This window comes from Clostridium sp. UBA871 (genome assembly GCF_002295255.1).
Taxonomy (GTDB): domain Bacteria; phylum Bacillota; class Clostridia; order Clostridiales; family Clostridiaceae; genus Clostridium_J; species Clostridium_J sulfidigenes.
Window position 1 is genome coordinate 921,552 of record NZ_DBFV01000011.1, and the last position, 16,448, is coordinate 937,999.

Here is a 16,448-nt window from a genome sequence, read left to right on the forward strand (position 1 = left end):
TGAGTATTATACTCAGGGTCTTAAATCCAGAATCTTAAACTAATATATATTTGGTATTAAAGGAGAGGTTGAAATGGATATTAAGTTGGAAAGTCTATCAGGAAAAAGCAAGTCTGCTAAAGTAGGTAAAATTAATATACAAGTTGGGGATAAGGTTAAGTTAAATGATGTATTGTTTCAGCTAGAAACAAATAAAGGAAATTCACCTGTAAAAGCTAAAGGAAGCTATAAAATTGAAGAAATAAAGGTTACAGAGGGACAAGAGGTAAAGGTTGGAGATACATTACTTATAGTAAGTGGAGAAGCTTTAGCAGAAGAAACTAAAAAAGTTGATTATTTTGGTAGCTTAATAAAGGGTAAAAAAGAAAATTTAAATATAGACCTTTTAGTAATAGGTGCAGGACCAGGAGGATACGTTTCTGCTATATATGGAGCTAAAAAAGGTTTGGAAACTATAATAGTTGAAAAGGATAATTTAGGAGGGACTTGTCTTAATGTAGGATGTATTCCTACAAAATCTCTAGTTAAATCTGCTGAAGCATACAATGAAGCATTAAATGGAGAAGAATTTGGATTTGAAATAAAAGATATAAAGCTAGACATGAAAAAGGTCATAGCTAGAAAAGATAAAATTAGAAATAATTTAGTTGGTGGCATAGACTATTTATTAAATAAAAATAATATAAGACTTATTAAGGGAGAAGCATCTTTTATAGATAACCATAAAGTATTAGTGAAAAAAGGTAAAGATGAGTATACTATTGAAGCTAAAAATATCATTATCGCTACTGGTTCTAAAATATCAAAAATAAGTATCCCAGGCATAGAGTTACCTTTTGTATTAAATAGTACAGAAGCTCTTAGTAACACAGAATTACCAAAATCAATTACTATAATTGGTGGTGGAGTTATTGGTATGGAATTTGCATTCCTTTATTCAAATTTTGGTGTTAAAGTAAACGTGGTTGAATACGAAAATAGAATCCTTAACATGGTGGATTTAGATGTCTCTGAGGAAATACTTGATATAGCAAAATCAAAGGGCATAGGTATATATACAAGTTCAAAGGTTACTAGAATTGAAAAATCTGAATCAGGTGAAGGTATAGTTATATTTGAAAATGAAGGTAATGAGAAGCTTTTAGTTTCAGAAAAGGTATTAGTAGCAATTGGAAGAGAGCCTAATATGGAAGGGCTAAATCTTGAAAATACTGATATAGAACTAAATGATAGGAATAGAGGTATAAAGGTTGAAGGTAATTTAAAGACAAATGTGGAAGGAATATATGCTATTGGAGATGTTAATAGCAAGATCCAATTAGCCCATGTAGCTTCACATCAAGGAATTGTAGCAGTTGATAATATATTAGGAAAAAATAAAGAAATGAAGTATGAATGTATTCCTAATGTAATATTTACAGCTCCAGAAATTGCTTCAGTTGGTCTTAATGAAAAACAATGTATTGATAAAAATATGAATATAAAAATAAGCAAGTTCCCTTTTGCAGCCAATGGAAAAGCCTTAACTATGGGTCAAGAGTATGGATTTATTAAAATAATAAAAGATTTAGATTCAGATAAAATGGTTGGAGGGTCAATAATAGGTCCAGATGCTTCATCATTGATAAGTACGCTAACACTTATTATTCAGCAGAATATTTCAGAAGAGAGCATAGCAGAGACTGTATTTGCACATCCAACTACAGGTGAAGGTATACATGAAGCAGTATTAGGATTATCTATAGGAGCAATACATTATAATGAATAAAGTAATTATTTCAAAGGAAGTTAATCCTTATTATAATTTAGCCTTAGAAGAAGAATTGTTAAGAAATATAAAGTCAGAAGAAACCATATTATATCTTTGGCAAAACGAAAATACTGTAGTTATTGGAAGAAATCAAAATCCTTATAAAGAATGCGATTTAGATTATATGAAAGAAAACCATATTATATTAGCTCGAAGAATTTCTGGAGGTGGAGCAGTTTTTCATGATTTAGGAAATTTAAACTTTACTTTTATAACAAAGGAAATTGAGAGTAACTTAGATAAACAACTTAAGGTTATAAAAGGTGCTGTAGAGTCCTATGGTTTTAAGGTTGAGTTTTCAGGAAGAAATGATTTGCTTTTGAATAATAGAAAGTTTTCAGGACATGCATTTTATTGTGAAGATGGTAATTATTTTCATCATGGTACTCTTATGATTGATGTAGATATTACTAAACTTGAAAAGGTTCTTACTCCATCTAAGTTAAAATTAAAATCTAAAGGCATAGAATCAGTAAAAAGTAGGGTTATAAATTTAATAGAGGTTTGTAGTGAATTAAATGTAGATAATTTAATTCAGTCATTGGTAAATTCCTTTAAGAATATTTATGGAGAGTTGCAAAACTCATATATTTATAATATGAGTAGTTATGTACCTAAATTATATGATAAATACTCTAGTAAGTTGTGGAATTATGGTGAGAGTCCACAATATGATGTAGTTCTCGAAGAAAAAACTGTTATAGGTAATATAGATATAAATTTATCAGTGGAGTCAGGAAAAATAGTAAAGGCTAAAATATTTTCAGACACTTTAGAGAATATAAATTTAGGAAAAGTTGAAGAGCAGCTTATAGGCATTATATTCGCTAGAGATGAAGTTGTAAAATTAATAGATGACTATATAAGACAGGTATCAGAAAAATATGTATAAAAATATTTGTATAAATCATAATATTCATAGGCTAAAATATATTTACCTAATCTAGATAAGTCAAGAAAATTTAACATTTTTGATATGGATTATATTTTAATGATATAATCCATATTTTTATGTAAAATAACCTTGGTAATTAAAAATAATGTAGGGTATAATATGTATATTGTAAATATAGTAGCTAACAAATAAATTATTGCTAATATATTTACAGTATATTTATTATTGTAAAACTATGGAGGATTATAGCATGAGAACAATTTATAAAAACCCTAAGGAATTAGGTGCTTGTTTAAGAGATATTGTAGATTTATACAGAGATGATTTAATGACCTATGAAAAATTATCAGATAAGGTTATTAAAATTGTAGATTCTAATGTAGAAAGATTCTTTAAAAATGGTGATGTTGAAATAAAGATTGCAAATATTCTAGAGGAAGATAGAATAGCAATTATAAAAGATATATTAGATAAAAATAATTAAAAAATCTTATTATAAATTTATAAAAAAAGATGAGCTTTATTGATTAAAATAATGTAAGCTTATCTTTTTTATTTAGCGTTAAAAAATAAGTATATAAAATATACAAACATTTATATAGAAAGAGTTGTGTATACTAAAGTTAATATATTAAATTTAATTTATATATAGCAATGTTAAATCCGTGTTAAATAATCAGGTTTTGTTACAAAATCTATTTAACAAGGTGTATAAATTATATATGATATATGAAGGAAATCAATTACAAAAAACTAAGTATAAAATTATAAGATATTTATTTCAAGACTTATAGACTGGAGGTTACTTTATGGAAAGTCTTAAAATTTTAAAAAAAACTAAATTTAGTGAAGTACAGGTATTAGCCCTTGGGTTTTTTATAGTAATTTTTATTGGAGGTACAATATTAAGTTTACCCATATCATCTGCTAGTGGAGAGGCCACAAATTTCTTGGATTCAATATTTACAGCTACATCTGCCACCTGTGTTACAGGGTTAGTTACAGTAGATACAGGTACTCATTGGAACCTATTAGGACAGACCGTTATTATGATATTAATTGAAATCGGTGGTCTTGGATTTATGTCTTTTGCAACTTTTATATCTGTACTAATAGGAAGAAGAATTACTTTAAAAAGTAGATTATTAATGCAAGAAGCAATGAATACCTTTAATATTCAAGGGTTAGTAAAAATGCTTAAAAAGGTTATGTTATTTACTTTTATAATACAGTTTATAGGAGCATTAATACTATCCACTCAGCTCATACCAGAGTTTGGTGTAGCTAGAGGTATATATATTAGTATATTTAGCTCTATATCTACCTTTTGCAATGCTGGTTTTGATTTATTTGGAAATTTTAATAGTTATACAGCATATTATGATAATTCCATTATACTTTTAACTGTAAGTGCATTAATAGCTATTGGAGGGTTAGGTTTTATTGTATTGTTAGAACTTTATAATTATAAAAGTACAAAAAAGTTATCTTTACACGCTAAGGTAGTGTTATTAATAACTACTATATTAATAGTGGGAGGAACTATAGTAATGTTTATCCTAGAATATAATAATCCTAATACCTTAGGAAATATGAATATTAAGGACAAAATAGTAAACTCTATTGTAGCTTCCATAAGTCCAAGGACAGCAGGAATTAACAGTGTACCAATAGATAAGATGACTACAACATCAAAATTTATAACTGTTATACTTATGTTTATTGGAGGTTCTCCAGGTTCTACAGCAGGAGGATTAAAAACATCCACCTTTGGTATAATTTTATGTACAGCTATTTCTGTAATTAAAGGAAAAGAAAATGCTGACATATTCGGAAGGACCATTCCAAGAGGATTACAATTAAAAGCTGTTACTCTTTTAATAATAGGAATGGGATTAGTAACCACAGTCACTATGGCACTTACTATAGCTGAACCTAATGAAGCCTTTTTAGATGTGTTATACGAAGCTACATCAGCCTTTGGAACAGTAGGATTAACTACAGGTGTAACTCAAAGGCTCAGTGAACCAGGAAAAATTATAATTATTATGTTGATGTATTTAGGAAGAGTTGGTCCACTTACTGTAGTAATGGCTCTAATTAGCAGAAAGAAAGGTACTAATTACAAGTATCCTGAAGGAAAGATATTGATAGGATAAACACATTTGTTAAATATTAAATAAAAAAACTATTATATAGGAGGTTAATATGGTATGGATAATAAATATATGAAAAGAAGTAAGGAAGAGTTGAAAAAAATATTAACCAAGGAGCAATATAACGTAACTCAAGAAAATGGTACCGAGCTACCTTATAAAAATGAATACTTTGACTTTTACGAAGAAGGTATTTATGTAGATATAATAACAGGAGAACCATTATTTATATCTAGTGATAAGTTTAACTCAGGATGTGGATGGCCAGCTTTTTCCAAGCCAATAGATAGAGATTTTATTAAAGAAAATATAGATAAAAGTCATGGAATGGTCAGAACCGAGGTAAGAAGTAAAAGTGGAGATTCCCACTTAGGTCATGTATTCTGTGATGGACCTGAGGAACTAGGTGGATTAAGATATTGTATAAATTCAGCTTCACTTAAATTTATTCAAAAGGATAAGATGAAGGAAGAAGGGTATGAAGAGTACTTAGATTTACTTGATAAATAAATATACAGATGAGAGTATGGCACTAAGATGTGGTTAGATGGATTTATCTATTTAATCACATCTTTTTCTATGTTTAAGAGATTAAATGTGGAAATCTACGGTTGTATTTTAAGGAGAAAAATGTGAAAATAAAGCTATATTACAAAAAGTCTTAATAAGGAGGGATATAGATGTTTTGGTTTTCAGAAGATAGTAAGAAGGTAGATAAAAATCTTTCAAAAGAAGATGAATTACAGCAGCTAGTATGGAATTTTTTTATGAACAAAATTCCTAAACTAGGTTTTGAACAGAGAGAAGGACAAGAAGATATGGCGTTAGATATATGTAACGCTATAGCTGACAGACAACATACTATAGTGGAAGCAGGAGTAGGAATAGGAAAATCTTATGCATATATAGTTCCCTTACTTTATTATAATAAACTTTTTAATAAACCTGTATTAATAGCTACGTCAACTATAGCTCTGCAAGAGCAACTAATTAAGGATGTAAAAAAAATTTGTTCTTATATTAATCATAAACCAGAAATAGTTTTAGCTAAAGGCATGACTCATTTTGCATGTAAAAGTAGAGCCGATAAATATTTTAAAGAGATTAATAGGAAAGAGTTTAATGATAATCTAGAAATACTATGTAATTACATAAATAATGGAGTAGTAGATAGAAAAAATATAAAGTTAGATGTAGATAATAATATATGGGACAATGTGAATGTAAAGGCAACAGATCATAATAGGTGTGAACATTATAATAATTGCAGTTTTATGTCTCTAAGAAGAGATATGTTAAATACTGATGGCATAATTTTATGTAATCAAGACTTATTAACTGTACATTTTCAAAAGTTAAAGAAAGGTCAAAAGGGGCTTTTAAATGAGAAAATAGATTTAATTGTTATAGATGAAGCTCATAATTTGGAGGAAAAAGTTAGAGCATCTTTAATAGAAAGCTATAACAAATATAAAATAAAATCTATTTTAGGAGATGTAATTGAAACCATAAAAATGTCAGCTATAAGAAGAGAGAGTTACGAAAATTTTAATAATATAGCTCATATTTTGAATGTTATTTCTAATAAACTAAATAATCAAGTAAAAAAACAAATTAACTCATCACCTAAGGGTGAAGAAATGGAAAAGTATTTTATTAATATAGATGAAATACGAGAAGAGCTTTTACTTTTAAATAGTAAAATTGATTTAATAAATTATAAAGTACAATTTTATAGTGATGATAATTTATGTGAAGAAGTATTCGAAGAGCTAGAGAATCTTCAAGACTTTATAAAAAGTTTGATATCTATAAAGAGTAGGGATTTATTTTGGTTAGAAAATTTTAATGATATTCATATATTTGCATGTCCTAAAAATATAAGTAAGGAGATAAATTCTTTATACTTTGATAAGTTAAAAACTACTATATTAACTTCAGCAACTATTGCAGATAAGAGTCAAGGTAGTGAAGAAGAGAGATATGAGTATTTTATTAAAAGTACAGGCTTTCCAACTAGTACAGGATTTTTATCAACACCAAAACCATCACCTTTTCCGTACAATTACAATGCCATGATATATTATACAGAAAATATGCCTCATCCAGTAGAGGCGAGAGAAAGGTTTATAAAATTGGGGGCAGAAAAAATAGTAAAGCTTCTGAATATTACAAAGGGAAAAGCATTAATTTTATTTACATCTAAAAGTGATCTAAAGGAAGTTTATGAGATATTAAAACATAAAAATTTAGAATATAGGATTTTAAAACAGCAACATATGTCCTCTCAGGATGATATACTTGAAGAATTTAAAAAGGATAAGAATTCCGTATTATTAGCTACAGGAACATTTTGGGAAGGAATAGATGTGCCTGGAAAATCATTATCGAATTTAATTATATTTAAGCTACCATTTCCGGTACCAGATCCAATTATAGAATATAAAAGGACTTTATCAGAAGATTTTTTAATGGAGGTAAGTGTACCATTAATGATAGTAAAACTTAGGCAAGGAGTAGGAAGGGTAATAAGAAAGCATGATGATAAGGGGATAGTGGCAATCTTAGATTCTAGAATTGGTGAATTGTCTAATAGCCCGTATAAAAATATAGTGTTTGATTCCCTCCCTATTAAAAATAGAACTAATGATATAAGAGAAATAGAAAGTTTTTGGATGAAAATGGATGAATAGAGCTTAAGCAAGATATAGAAAGGAAGTTATTCTATATCTTGCTTTTTATTATAAATATCATGAAATAACGACTTAAAGCACATTAACAGTAACTTGAAAATAATTTATATAAGTAATATAAATTAAAGTATATGGTTATATATTTATAAATATTTAATAATAAAGTAATATTTATAAAATTGAAAAACTATAATTTCTAAAGATAGAGAAATAGTTATTTACAGTATGTTAAATAATAGTTAAATATATGTTATTTAGTAAATAATATGGTATAATATGGTGTTTAGATAATATGTAGAAGATTTATAAAACTAAATCTTTAATTGTTATTTTTAAGAGGGTAAAAGCTATATAGTATGGCATTTATTTAGGAGGATTTACTATGAAAATAGGAATTGATGTGGGCTCAACCACAATTAAATCTGTTGTTTTAAATAACTTTGGAAAAGTTATTTATCAATCATATGAACGTCATTATTGTAAAATAAAAGAAAAGACTTCAGAACTGCTAAAGAAAATTAGAGACAAGTATCCAAGAGAGAAGTCTATGGAACTAAGCATTTCTGGATCTGCTGCTATGGGCATGGCCGAAAAATGGAAGGTACCCTTTGTTCAAGAGGTTTATGCAACAAGGATTGCTGCAACTACTTTAGAAGATGATGTGGATGTTATCATTGAATTAGGGGGAGAAGATGCTAAAATACTATTTTTAAAGGATGGTATGGAAGTAAGGATGAATGGCTCATGTGCAGGTGGAACAGGAGCATTTATTGACCAAATGGCTACTTTGTTAAATATGTCATTAGACGAAATGAATGAGACTGCTAAGGATTATAAAAAGATTTATACTATTGCTTCTAGATGTGGAGTTTTTGCTAAGTCAGATATTCAACCTCTTCTAAATCAAGGAGTTGTTAAAAGTGATTTATCAGCAAGTATTTTCTTTGCTGTTGTAAATCAAACTATTGCAGGATTAGCTCAAGGTAGAGTTATAAAAGGTAACGTATTATATCTAGGAGGACCACTAAGCTTTAACTCAGAATTGAGAAAAGCCTTCGACAAAACTTTAAATTTAACAGGAAAGTGTCCAGATAACTCACTATATTATGTAGCTTTGGGGGCAGCCTATTATGCTAGTGAAAAGATAGATATAGATAACTTGATTATTACTTTAAATAATTATCGTGAAGATGAAACTTATTCTATGGCACCACCACTATTTAAAACAAAAGAAGAGTATGATGAATTTAAGCTTAGACATGAAAAAAGCAAGGTGCTTGCCAAGGAGGAAATTGATGTTGAATCACCAATAACTATAGGAATAGATTCTGGTTCTACAACTATAAAAATTGTTGCTATTAATGAAAATAAAGAAATTGTATCTTCAATTTATAGACCTAATAGTGGAAATGCTGTAGAGGTAGTTAAGGAATACTTAGAAAATATATATAACACATATCCCGAAGTTAAAATTTCAGCAGTTGCAGCAACAGGATATGGTGAACAATTAATAAAAAATGCCTTTAAGGTAGATTATGGTATGGTAGAAACGGTAGCTCATTTTACAGCAGCCAAACATTTTATGAATAATGTTGATTTTATTATTGATATAGGAGGACAAGATATAAAATGTTTTAAAATACATAATGGAGCTATAGATAATATATTTTTAAATGAAGCTTGTTCATCAGGTTGTGGCTCTTTCTTGCAGACCTTTGCTAATGCATTAGGATATTCAGTTGAAGAATTTGCTAACTTAGGATTATTCTCTAAAAATCCAGTAGATTTAGGTTCTAGATGCACTGTATTTATGAATTCTTCTGTAAAGCAGGTGCAGAAGGATGGAGCTACCATAGAAGATATATCAGCAGGATTATCTGTTAGTGTAGTTAAAAATGCACTATATAAAGTAATTCGTGCCAGTAATGCAGAGTCTCTAGGAAAAAATATTGTAGTTCAAGGAGGAACTTTCCTAAATGATGCTGTACTTCGTGCCTTTGAACAAGAATTAAATGTACAAGTCCTTAGGCCTACAATTTCTGGGCTTATGGGTGCTTATGGGGCAGCTTTGTATGCTCATGGAAAAAATAATGATAAAAGTACTATTCTTAATAAGAGTGAATTAGAGAATTTTAATCATGAAGTAAAAATGACTAACTGTGGGCTTTGCAATAATCATTGTAGATTAACTATAAATACCTTTGGAGAAAGTAGAAAGTATATTGGTGGAAATCGATGTGATAGACCTATAAGTAATAAAAATCATGGAGAAGTGTCCAACATATATGAGTATAAGAGAAGCTTACTAGATAGTTATCCTAAAATTTCAGGTAAAAGAGGAAAAATTGGGATTCCTATGGGATTAAACATGTATGAATTATACCCATTTTGGTATAAATTTTTTACAACCTTACAGTTTGAAGTAGAAAAATCTGAACCATCTTCAAGAGAAATTTATCTGAAGGGGCAAACAACTATACCATCAGATACAGTATGCTTTCCAGCAAAACTAATTCACGGACATGTACAGTCACTAATAGATGGTGGATTAGATACAATTTTTTATCCATGCATGACCTATAATATACAAGATAGTTCAGCTGATAACTGTTATAACTGCCCAGTAGTTGCATATTACTCTGAAGTAATTCAAGGAAATATGCCAGATGTTTCAAAGGTAACCTATATTTATGATTATATAGGAATTCATAGACCTAAGGATTTTTCAAAGAAGATGCATAGCATATTGTTAAAATATTTTAAGGACATATCTTTAAAAGAAGTTAAGGAAGCAACTACTCTTGCTTACAAAGAATATGATAGATATTTAAAAAAAGTAAGGACAAAGGGTGAAGAAATTATTGAGAAAGCAGAAAAGGAGGGTAAAGATATAATTGTCCTTGCTGGTAGACCTTATCATATAGATAGTGAGATAAATCATGGAATTGATAAGTATATTAATAGCTATGGAGCTGCAGTTATATCTGAAGATGTGATTTCTCATAAGGTAGATAAGGTGAGCCTTCAGGTGTTAAATCAATGGACATATCACGCTAGATTGTATAAGGCAGCTAAGTATATAACAGACAAGCCTAACATGAATTTAGTTCAGTTGGTTTCCTTTGGTTGTGGTGTGGATGCAATAACTACCGATGAGGTAAGAGAAATTTTAGAAGAGTCAAATAAGATATACACCCAAATTAAGATAGATGAAATTACTAATTTAGGAGCGATACAAATAAGACTTCGTAGTTTATTTGCAGCAATCCATCAAGGGGAGGGTGAATAAGTAATGGATAATGAAAATAAAGTAACCTTTACTAAAGAAATGAGTAAAGATTATACTATATTAATGCCTATGATGGCACCCATACATTTTGAAATTTTAAAAAATGTATTCCTAAATAGTAAATATCACATAGAACTATTAACTAATAAAGGTGAATCAGTAGTACAAACAGGACTAAAATATGTTCATAACGATACTTGCTATCCAGCTTTACTGGTTATAGGTCAAATGATAGATGCTTTAAATAGTGGAAAGTATGATATTAATAAAACAGCTTTAATTATCACTCAAACTGGGGGAGGATGCAGAGCATCAAACTATATATACTTACTTAGAAAGGCATTAAAAAAGGCTGGATATGGACAGGTTCCTGTTATTTCTTTTAATTTAGCCGGAATGGAAAAAGATAGTGGCTTTAAAATAACATTGCCTATGATTCATAAAATGTTATCAGGAGTCATTTATGGAGATCTTTTGATGCATTTGAGCAATCAAGTGAGACCCTATGAAATAAGTAAAGGTGAAAGTGATAAAGTAATAAAAAAATGGATTGAAGAGTTAACTTTGCAATTTAAAAATAATAAGGCTTATTCTCTAAAAAAAATTAAGACCAATATGGATAACATAACAAAAGACTTTGCAAATATAAAAATTGAAAAAACTCCTAAAGTAAAAGTGGGTATAGTGGGAGAGATATATATTAAATATGCAAGCTTAGGGAATAATGATTTAGAAGCATTTTTAGCTACACAGAATTGTGAAGTAATGATACCAGGAATTCTTGGATTTGTATTTTATTGTACAGATGAAAGAATAGACAATATAAATCTTTATGGTGGAAGTAAGGTAGTTAAGTTTATTGTTCAAAAATTTATGAATTACCTATTGAAAATTGAGAGTTTACTTATATCTTCAGTAAAGGAAAATTCAGATTTTATACCACCATCATCCTTTAAAGAAACTAAAAAGTTAGCAAAGGGTGTAGTTGGATATGGTAATAATATGGGAGAGGGATGGCTTCTTACAGCAGAAATGTTAGAGTTGAATAATTTAGGATATAAAAATATTATATGCACTCAACCCTTTGGATGTTTGCCAAATCATATAGTAGGTAAGGGAATGGTACGAAAAATAAAAAACATTCATCATGATGTTAATATAGTACCTATAGATTATGACCCTGGTGCTACTAGAGTAAATCAGGAAAATAGAATTAAACTTATGCTTGCCATTGCAAAGGAACAACTAGATCATAAGGAACTTAATATCAATCCGAAAGATATTAATAGTGATATAGATAAGGAAATTGCATTAGTGTAAAACCACAATTTTTAAAAAGTTATTCAATTATAAATTTGAATAGATGTTAAGAAATCTATTGTATAATAAAATAATTCATAATATGGAATTAAATTAAATTGTATGATATTATTAACAGGTAGAGAAAATAAGTAATCAAACTGTTAATAAGGCTTGTTGGTCAAGTGGTCAAGACGCCACCCTCTCACGGTGGAAACAGGGGTTCGATCCCCCTACAGGCTACCATATATTTGTAATAAATGGCTTAAATCAATGGGTTAAGCCACTTTATTTTATTATAAGAAGACAAAAAGAAGACGAAAATTCTGCGAAGGTTTTATGAAGACATTTGATGTCTTCTTTTTTATTCTTCTTTAGGTGAATTATTATCATTGGGGGTGTCTTCTTGATGATTAAGAAAGATATTATCTAGAAGGGTAGCAGTATTAGCCTCCATATCGGGTATAACATGCATATAAGTATTTAATGTAGTAGTTATATCTTTATGACCTAGTCTAGCTGATACTACCTTTACATTTTCACCATGTCTTAATAACATAGTGGCATGAGTATGACGAAGACCATGGAAAGATATTTGTTTTAAATCCTCATACTTTTCTAATTTCTTAGTAAAGTCCATGGATAAATTACGAGGGTTTGCCATGGAGCCATTTCTATCAGGTACAACAAAATCATTATTAAGTGGTTTTATTTCATCTTTAAGATTTTTTAAATATACTCCAAGTGTTTTAGGTGGGATACTTACTTTTCTATTACTTGAATCAGTTTTTAAGATTTCAGTAAATAAAAGTTTCTTTTCTTCTCTATCGTAGATAACTTGACTATTAACGTTGATATATCCTTTCTTCAAGTCTATATTACACCATCTAAGTCCACAAAGTTCAGCAACTCTTAATCCAGTTAATGAATCTATAAAGATAGCATTATATAGATATGTACCCTTTATTCTGTCCAGGAATATATTAAGTTCTTTATCTTCCCAAAATTCAACCTTAGGAGCTTCAACCTTTACTTTATCTATATCAGTAGGCAACTCATATATTAATTTCTGTTTTCTAGCATATTTAAAGCAGCTTATAAGTATTTGAAATATCTTTTCTATTGAAGCTGGCTTCATTTTCTCTATTAGGCTATTATAAAATTCTTGCATTACAGAGGGAGTTATATCTCTTATCTTATAATCTCCTAAAGCTGGTATTATATAATTATTTATTCTTCCAGTATATGAGGCCCTTGTAGATATACCTAAAGTATGTTTTTTATAATCTTCATACCATTTTAATATAAAATCTTTAAAAGGGATATTGTTTTCACTAGTTGGAACATATCCCTTATTTTGTTGTTGTTTAAGTTCTGTTACATATTTTTCAGCGTCAGCCTTAGTCCTAAAGCCTTGTTTTGCAACCCTAGTTCTCTTGCCACCTTCAAAGCCTAAGGATACAGTAACTTTCCAATTGTATTTAGATAATTGCTTATAACTAGCCATATATTCACCTTCTTTTATTAAAAATCATATCCACCAAGATGGAGGGGTTTCGTCATTTTTGACGATTTGACGAGGTTCGTCATAATGTCGAGGGTTATAGACTTATAGTCCGGAGCCTATGGGGTCGGTAGTGCCGATATCTAACTAACGTCATTACCCCCCTACTTACTAGAAAAAGAGGAAATCCCTACAGTACCGTTGTTACCAGATTACATCACAGAAAGTTCCCCAATGAAAAATTTAGAAGGCGATAAGATAGGTTATAAATAACATAGAAATAATTGATATCTCATAGAACGTCATCAATTTTGATGTGGTTAAAATTTGTGCTCAAAATTGAGCTTACTGACCACAAACTTGTGGTGAGTGCAAGTTTGCACTCGTTGAAGTTACTAAGATGTAAGTTGTGGTAACTACTCTTTGTTTTTATTCATATATTCATATAATTTAAATTCTATAAATTTACGAAGTTCCTTTTGTAAATCTTCAAGCATATTATCATCTAATGAGTTAGTTATATCTTTACTAAAAACAAGTAGTATATATGATTTCAAAATTTCTAAGGATTTTTGATCTATATCATATATATTTTTAACAAAAAGCTCTGATATAAATTTATCTAGTCTATCAGATTTTTGTATCACATCTTTATATTTTTCTATAAATTTCAAGAATGAAGGAAAATCTAAACATGAAAAAGCTTCTAATAACTTTTCTTGTATATCTATAGGGAGTTCATTATTTTCATACACACATGACTCTAATAATTTGTATTCAATGTTTAAGTCTTCAGATATAATTTCTAATGTATCTCCAAAACCTACACTTTTTAAAATAGGAATTTCCATAGAATCTATTATTTTTTTAGAAAAGTTTAAGTCGTTTTCTAACAAGTCATTTACAGATACACCAAGGGCAATTGATATTTTATTCAATATATCAGCTGGTGGTGTTCTGTCATTTCTTTCATAATTGCCAATAGATACTCTGCTAACACCGCTTTTATTTGCAAGGTCATTTTGAGTCCATCCGTTATAAATTCTTAATCTCTTGATATTATCACCTATCAATTGTTATCACCTCCATATATTCATAATAAATCAAAAGACAACAAATGAAAAGTTATTTTTAAAATATTATTGACATGAAAACAAATGAAGAGTATTATTTAAATATAAAGATAACAAATGAAACTGAAAGGAGCGAATATATGATAGAGCTAGATATTAAAAAATTGAGTATTGCTCAAGCAAATGCTTGTCTATCAGTTAATGAATTAGCTGAGAAATCTGGAGTTACACGAACATGTATATCAAGCTTAATTCACAAGAAAAGAAACGCTACGCCAAAGACTATTGGTCTATTAGCAAGGGCTTTAAATGTAGATGTAGCAGAAATAATTATTTCAGATAAAGAATAAACGTGATTTAAGCAAAGAAAGCTTTCAAAGGTATGAATATACCTAAAATCATTTCAGATTAATTCTGAACGCATTTCAGCGTGAATATCAGAAGTTCTGTGAAATACATTTTTATTAATTATAAGGGGTGAGTTTATGGCCAAGCCTAGAGAATTATTGAAAACAGATGAAGTTGCAGCAGAACTAGGAAAACCTAGAACTTTTATTACTAATCAAATAAGGCAAGGTAAATTGAAGGCAGTTAAAACAGGAAAAGAATATCTTGTAAGTCGGGAAGATTTAAATTCTTATTTAGGAATTGAAACAAATGAAGAAGGATATAAAAAGGATCTATACATTAAAGAGCTTGAAGGTAAGTTAAAAGCCTATGAGGTTCAATTTAATACTGTTAAGGGACTTATAGGTACTTTAGGTAATTTAATTAATATTTAGTTGAGGAGGTTTATATGTCAGTAAAAATGTTACAAAAATATATGTTGCTTTGTGAAGAGCTCCATTGTGAACCTTCCCTACAGGGATTAATGTACTTCAAGAAAGCCTTTAAGTAGGTGATAGGTTGAATTTAACCGAAATACAAATAAGAAAAAAGTACAGATACTCTAATTTGAGCTATGTATTTGATGTTTATATGGAATGTGAGTATAGAGCTAACCTTACTCAAGAAGAATATGATGGATTATTACCTGGAGAATTTAGGTTTGATTATGAGAGTTGGGGAAGAAGGTTAGGTTTTTCTAAAAAGCAAATGGAAAGAGCTATAAAGGAACTTACCACTAAAAGTATTGTCATAATTCAAGTTGTAAGGGGTAATAAAGGAACTAGTAGCAAGTATTTTTTATCAAGATTTAAGACAAGAAATGAGGAGAACAATAAAGAGCATAATAAAGAGATTAATAGGAGCACAATAAATGTTGTAAATACAAGCTTCACAAGGGATATAGGAGAACAAAAGGAGATAGAAAAGGAGAAGAAAAAGGAGCACTCATCTCAACATAATAATCTCAACATAATATCTAATAATATATATAGTCATATTTTTGATTATTGGATCAGTAAAAACATTAAGAAGCATAGACAAATAACTGCTGAGATTAAGAAAGCTATTGATAAGACATTGAAAGAGTATACACAAGAAGAAATTGTACAAGCTATCAACAATTATGGAACTATGTACAATGACAAAGATTGTACATGGTGTACGTATCAATGGGGATTAAATGAATTCCTTTTAAGGAAGGATAAAGATGGTATAAGGCAACTAGGTATGTTTTTAAGTGATGGTAGTAAGTATGTGAATTATCTTAAATGTAAGAATGAAGATGTCATAAGGAGTAAGAGCATTGATGATGTAATGAGTAAATACTGTTAAGGAGGTATGG

General features: G+C 29.1%; 13 protein-coding genes and 1 tRNA gene. 12 read left to right on the forward strand and 2 right to left on the reverse strand.

The genetic code is table 11. The features are described 5' to 3' along the window. Positions 1-73: 73 nt before the first annotated feature. The 9 genes from lpdA to B3086_RS17485 all read left to right on the forward strand — a co-directional run bounded on the left by lpdA (position 74) and on the right by B3086_RS17485 (position 12,388). Positions 74-1,768, forward strand: coding sequence for a dihydrolipoyl dehydrogenase (lpdA, locus tag B3086_RS17445; RefSeq protein WP_346894035.1), 1,695 nt, complete (start codon positions 74-76; stop codon positions 1,766-1,768). Next, positions 1,761-2,702 (forward strand): lipoate--protein ligase, encoded by a 942-nt coding sequence (locus B3086_RS17450; protein ID WP_346878585.1) that lies wholly within the window; start codon positions 1,761-1,763, stop codon positions 2,700-2,702. The genes lpdA and B3086_RS17450 overlap by 8 nt, the downstream gene beginning before the upstream one ends. Before the next feature lie 253 nt (positions 2,703-2,955). Beyond that, complete coding sequence (locus B3086_RS17455; protein ID WP_035134530.1) at positions 2,956-3,189, forward strand: TIGR04540 family protein; 234 nt, start codon at positions 2,956-2,958, stop codon at positions 3,187-3,189. A 325-nt stretch (positions 3,190-3,514) separates the two neighbouring features. After that, positions 3,515-4,864, forward strand: coding sequence for a TrkH family potassium uptake protein (locus B3086_RS17460; RefSeq protein ID WP_346848265.1), 1,350 nt, complete (start codon positions 3,515-3,517; stop codon positions 4,862-4,864). Between the two features lie 54 nt (positions 4,865-4,918). After that, positions 4,919-5,371, forward strand: a complete 453-nt coding sequence (gene msrB, locus B3086_RS17465; protein WP_346848266.1) for a peptide-methionine (R)-S-oxide reductase MsrB — start codon at positions 4,919-4,921, stop codon at positions 5,369-5,371. A 170-nt stretch (positions 5,372-5,541) separates the two neighbouring features. Continuing rightward, on the forward strand, positions 5,542-7,554 hold the full coding sequence (locus tag B3086_RS17470) for an ATP-dependent DNA helicase (protein ID WP_346848267.1): 2,013 nt from the start codon (positions 5,542-5,544) through the stop codon (positions 7,552-7,554). A 382-nt stretch (positions 7,555-7,936) separates the two neighbouring features. Next, positions 7,937-10,843 carry an acyl-CoA dehydratase activase gene (locus tag B3086_RS17475; RefSeq protein WP_346878587.1) on the forward strand — a complete coding sequence of 969 codons (2,907 nt, stop codon included), beginning with the start codon at positions 7,937-7,939 and terminating at the stop codon, positions 10,841-10,843. Positions 10,844-10,846: 3 nt separating this feature from the next. Further along, positions 10,847-12,163 (forward strand): 2-hydroxyglutaryl-CoA dehydratase, encoded by a 1,317-nt coding sequence (locus B3086_RS17480; RefSeq protein WP_346878588.1) that lies wholly within the window; start codon positions 10,847-10,849, stop codon positions 12,161-12,163. Between the two features lie 150 nt (positions 12,164-12,313). After that, positions 12,314-12,388 (forward strand) — tRNA-Glu (locus B3086_RS17485). 118 nt (positions 12,389-12,506) lie between these two features. On the opposite strand, the gene B3086_RS17490 is transcribed toward B3086_RS17485, so the two are convergent. Then, entirely contained in the window at positions 12,507-13,649 is a 1,143-nt protein-coding gene (locus tag B3086_RS17490; RefSeq protein ID WP_346894036.1) for a tyrosine-type recombinase/integrase, read from the reverse strand. 413 nt (positions 13,650-14,062) lie between these two features. Beyond that, positions 14,063-14,719: a helix-turn-helix transcriptional regulator gene (locus B3086_RS17495; protein WP_346894038.1), complete on the reverse strand. Its 657-nt coding sequence runs from the start codon at positions 14,717-14,719 to the stop codon at positions 14,063-14,065. A 140-nt stretch (positions 14,720-14,859) separates the two neighbouring features. Between B3086_RS17495 and B3086_RS17500 the strand changes: the two genes are divergently transcribed. The 3 genes from B3086_RS17500 (at position 14,860) to B3086_RS17510 (ending at position 16,438) form a co-directional block, all read left to right on the forward strand. Further along, entirely contained in the window at positions 14,860-15,069 is a 210-nt protein-coding gene (locus tag B3086_RS17500; RefSeq protein WP_346894040.1) for a helix-turn-helix transcriptional regulator, read from the forward strand. A gap of 135 nt (positions 15,070-15,204) precedes the next feature. Further along, complete coding sequence (locus B3086_RS17505; RefSeq protein WP_346894042.1) at positions 15,205-15,501, forward strand: helix-turn-helix domain-containing protein; 297 nt, start codon at positions 15,205-15,207, stop codon at positions 15,499-15,501. 124 nt (positions 15,502-15,625) lie between these two features. Continuing rightward, positions 15,626-16,438 (forward strand): hypothetical protein, encoded by an 813-nt coding sequence (locus B3086_RS17510; RefSeq protein ID WP_346894044.1) that lies wholly within the window; start codon positions 15,626-15,628, stop codon positions 16,436-16,438. The last annotated feature ends 10 nt before the right edge of the window (positions 16,439-16,448 follow it).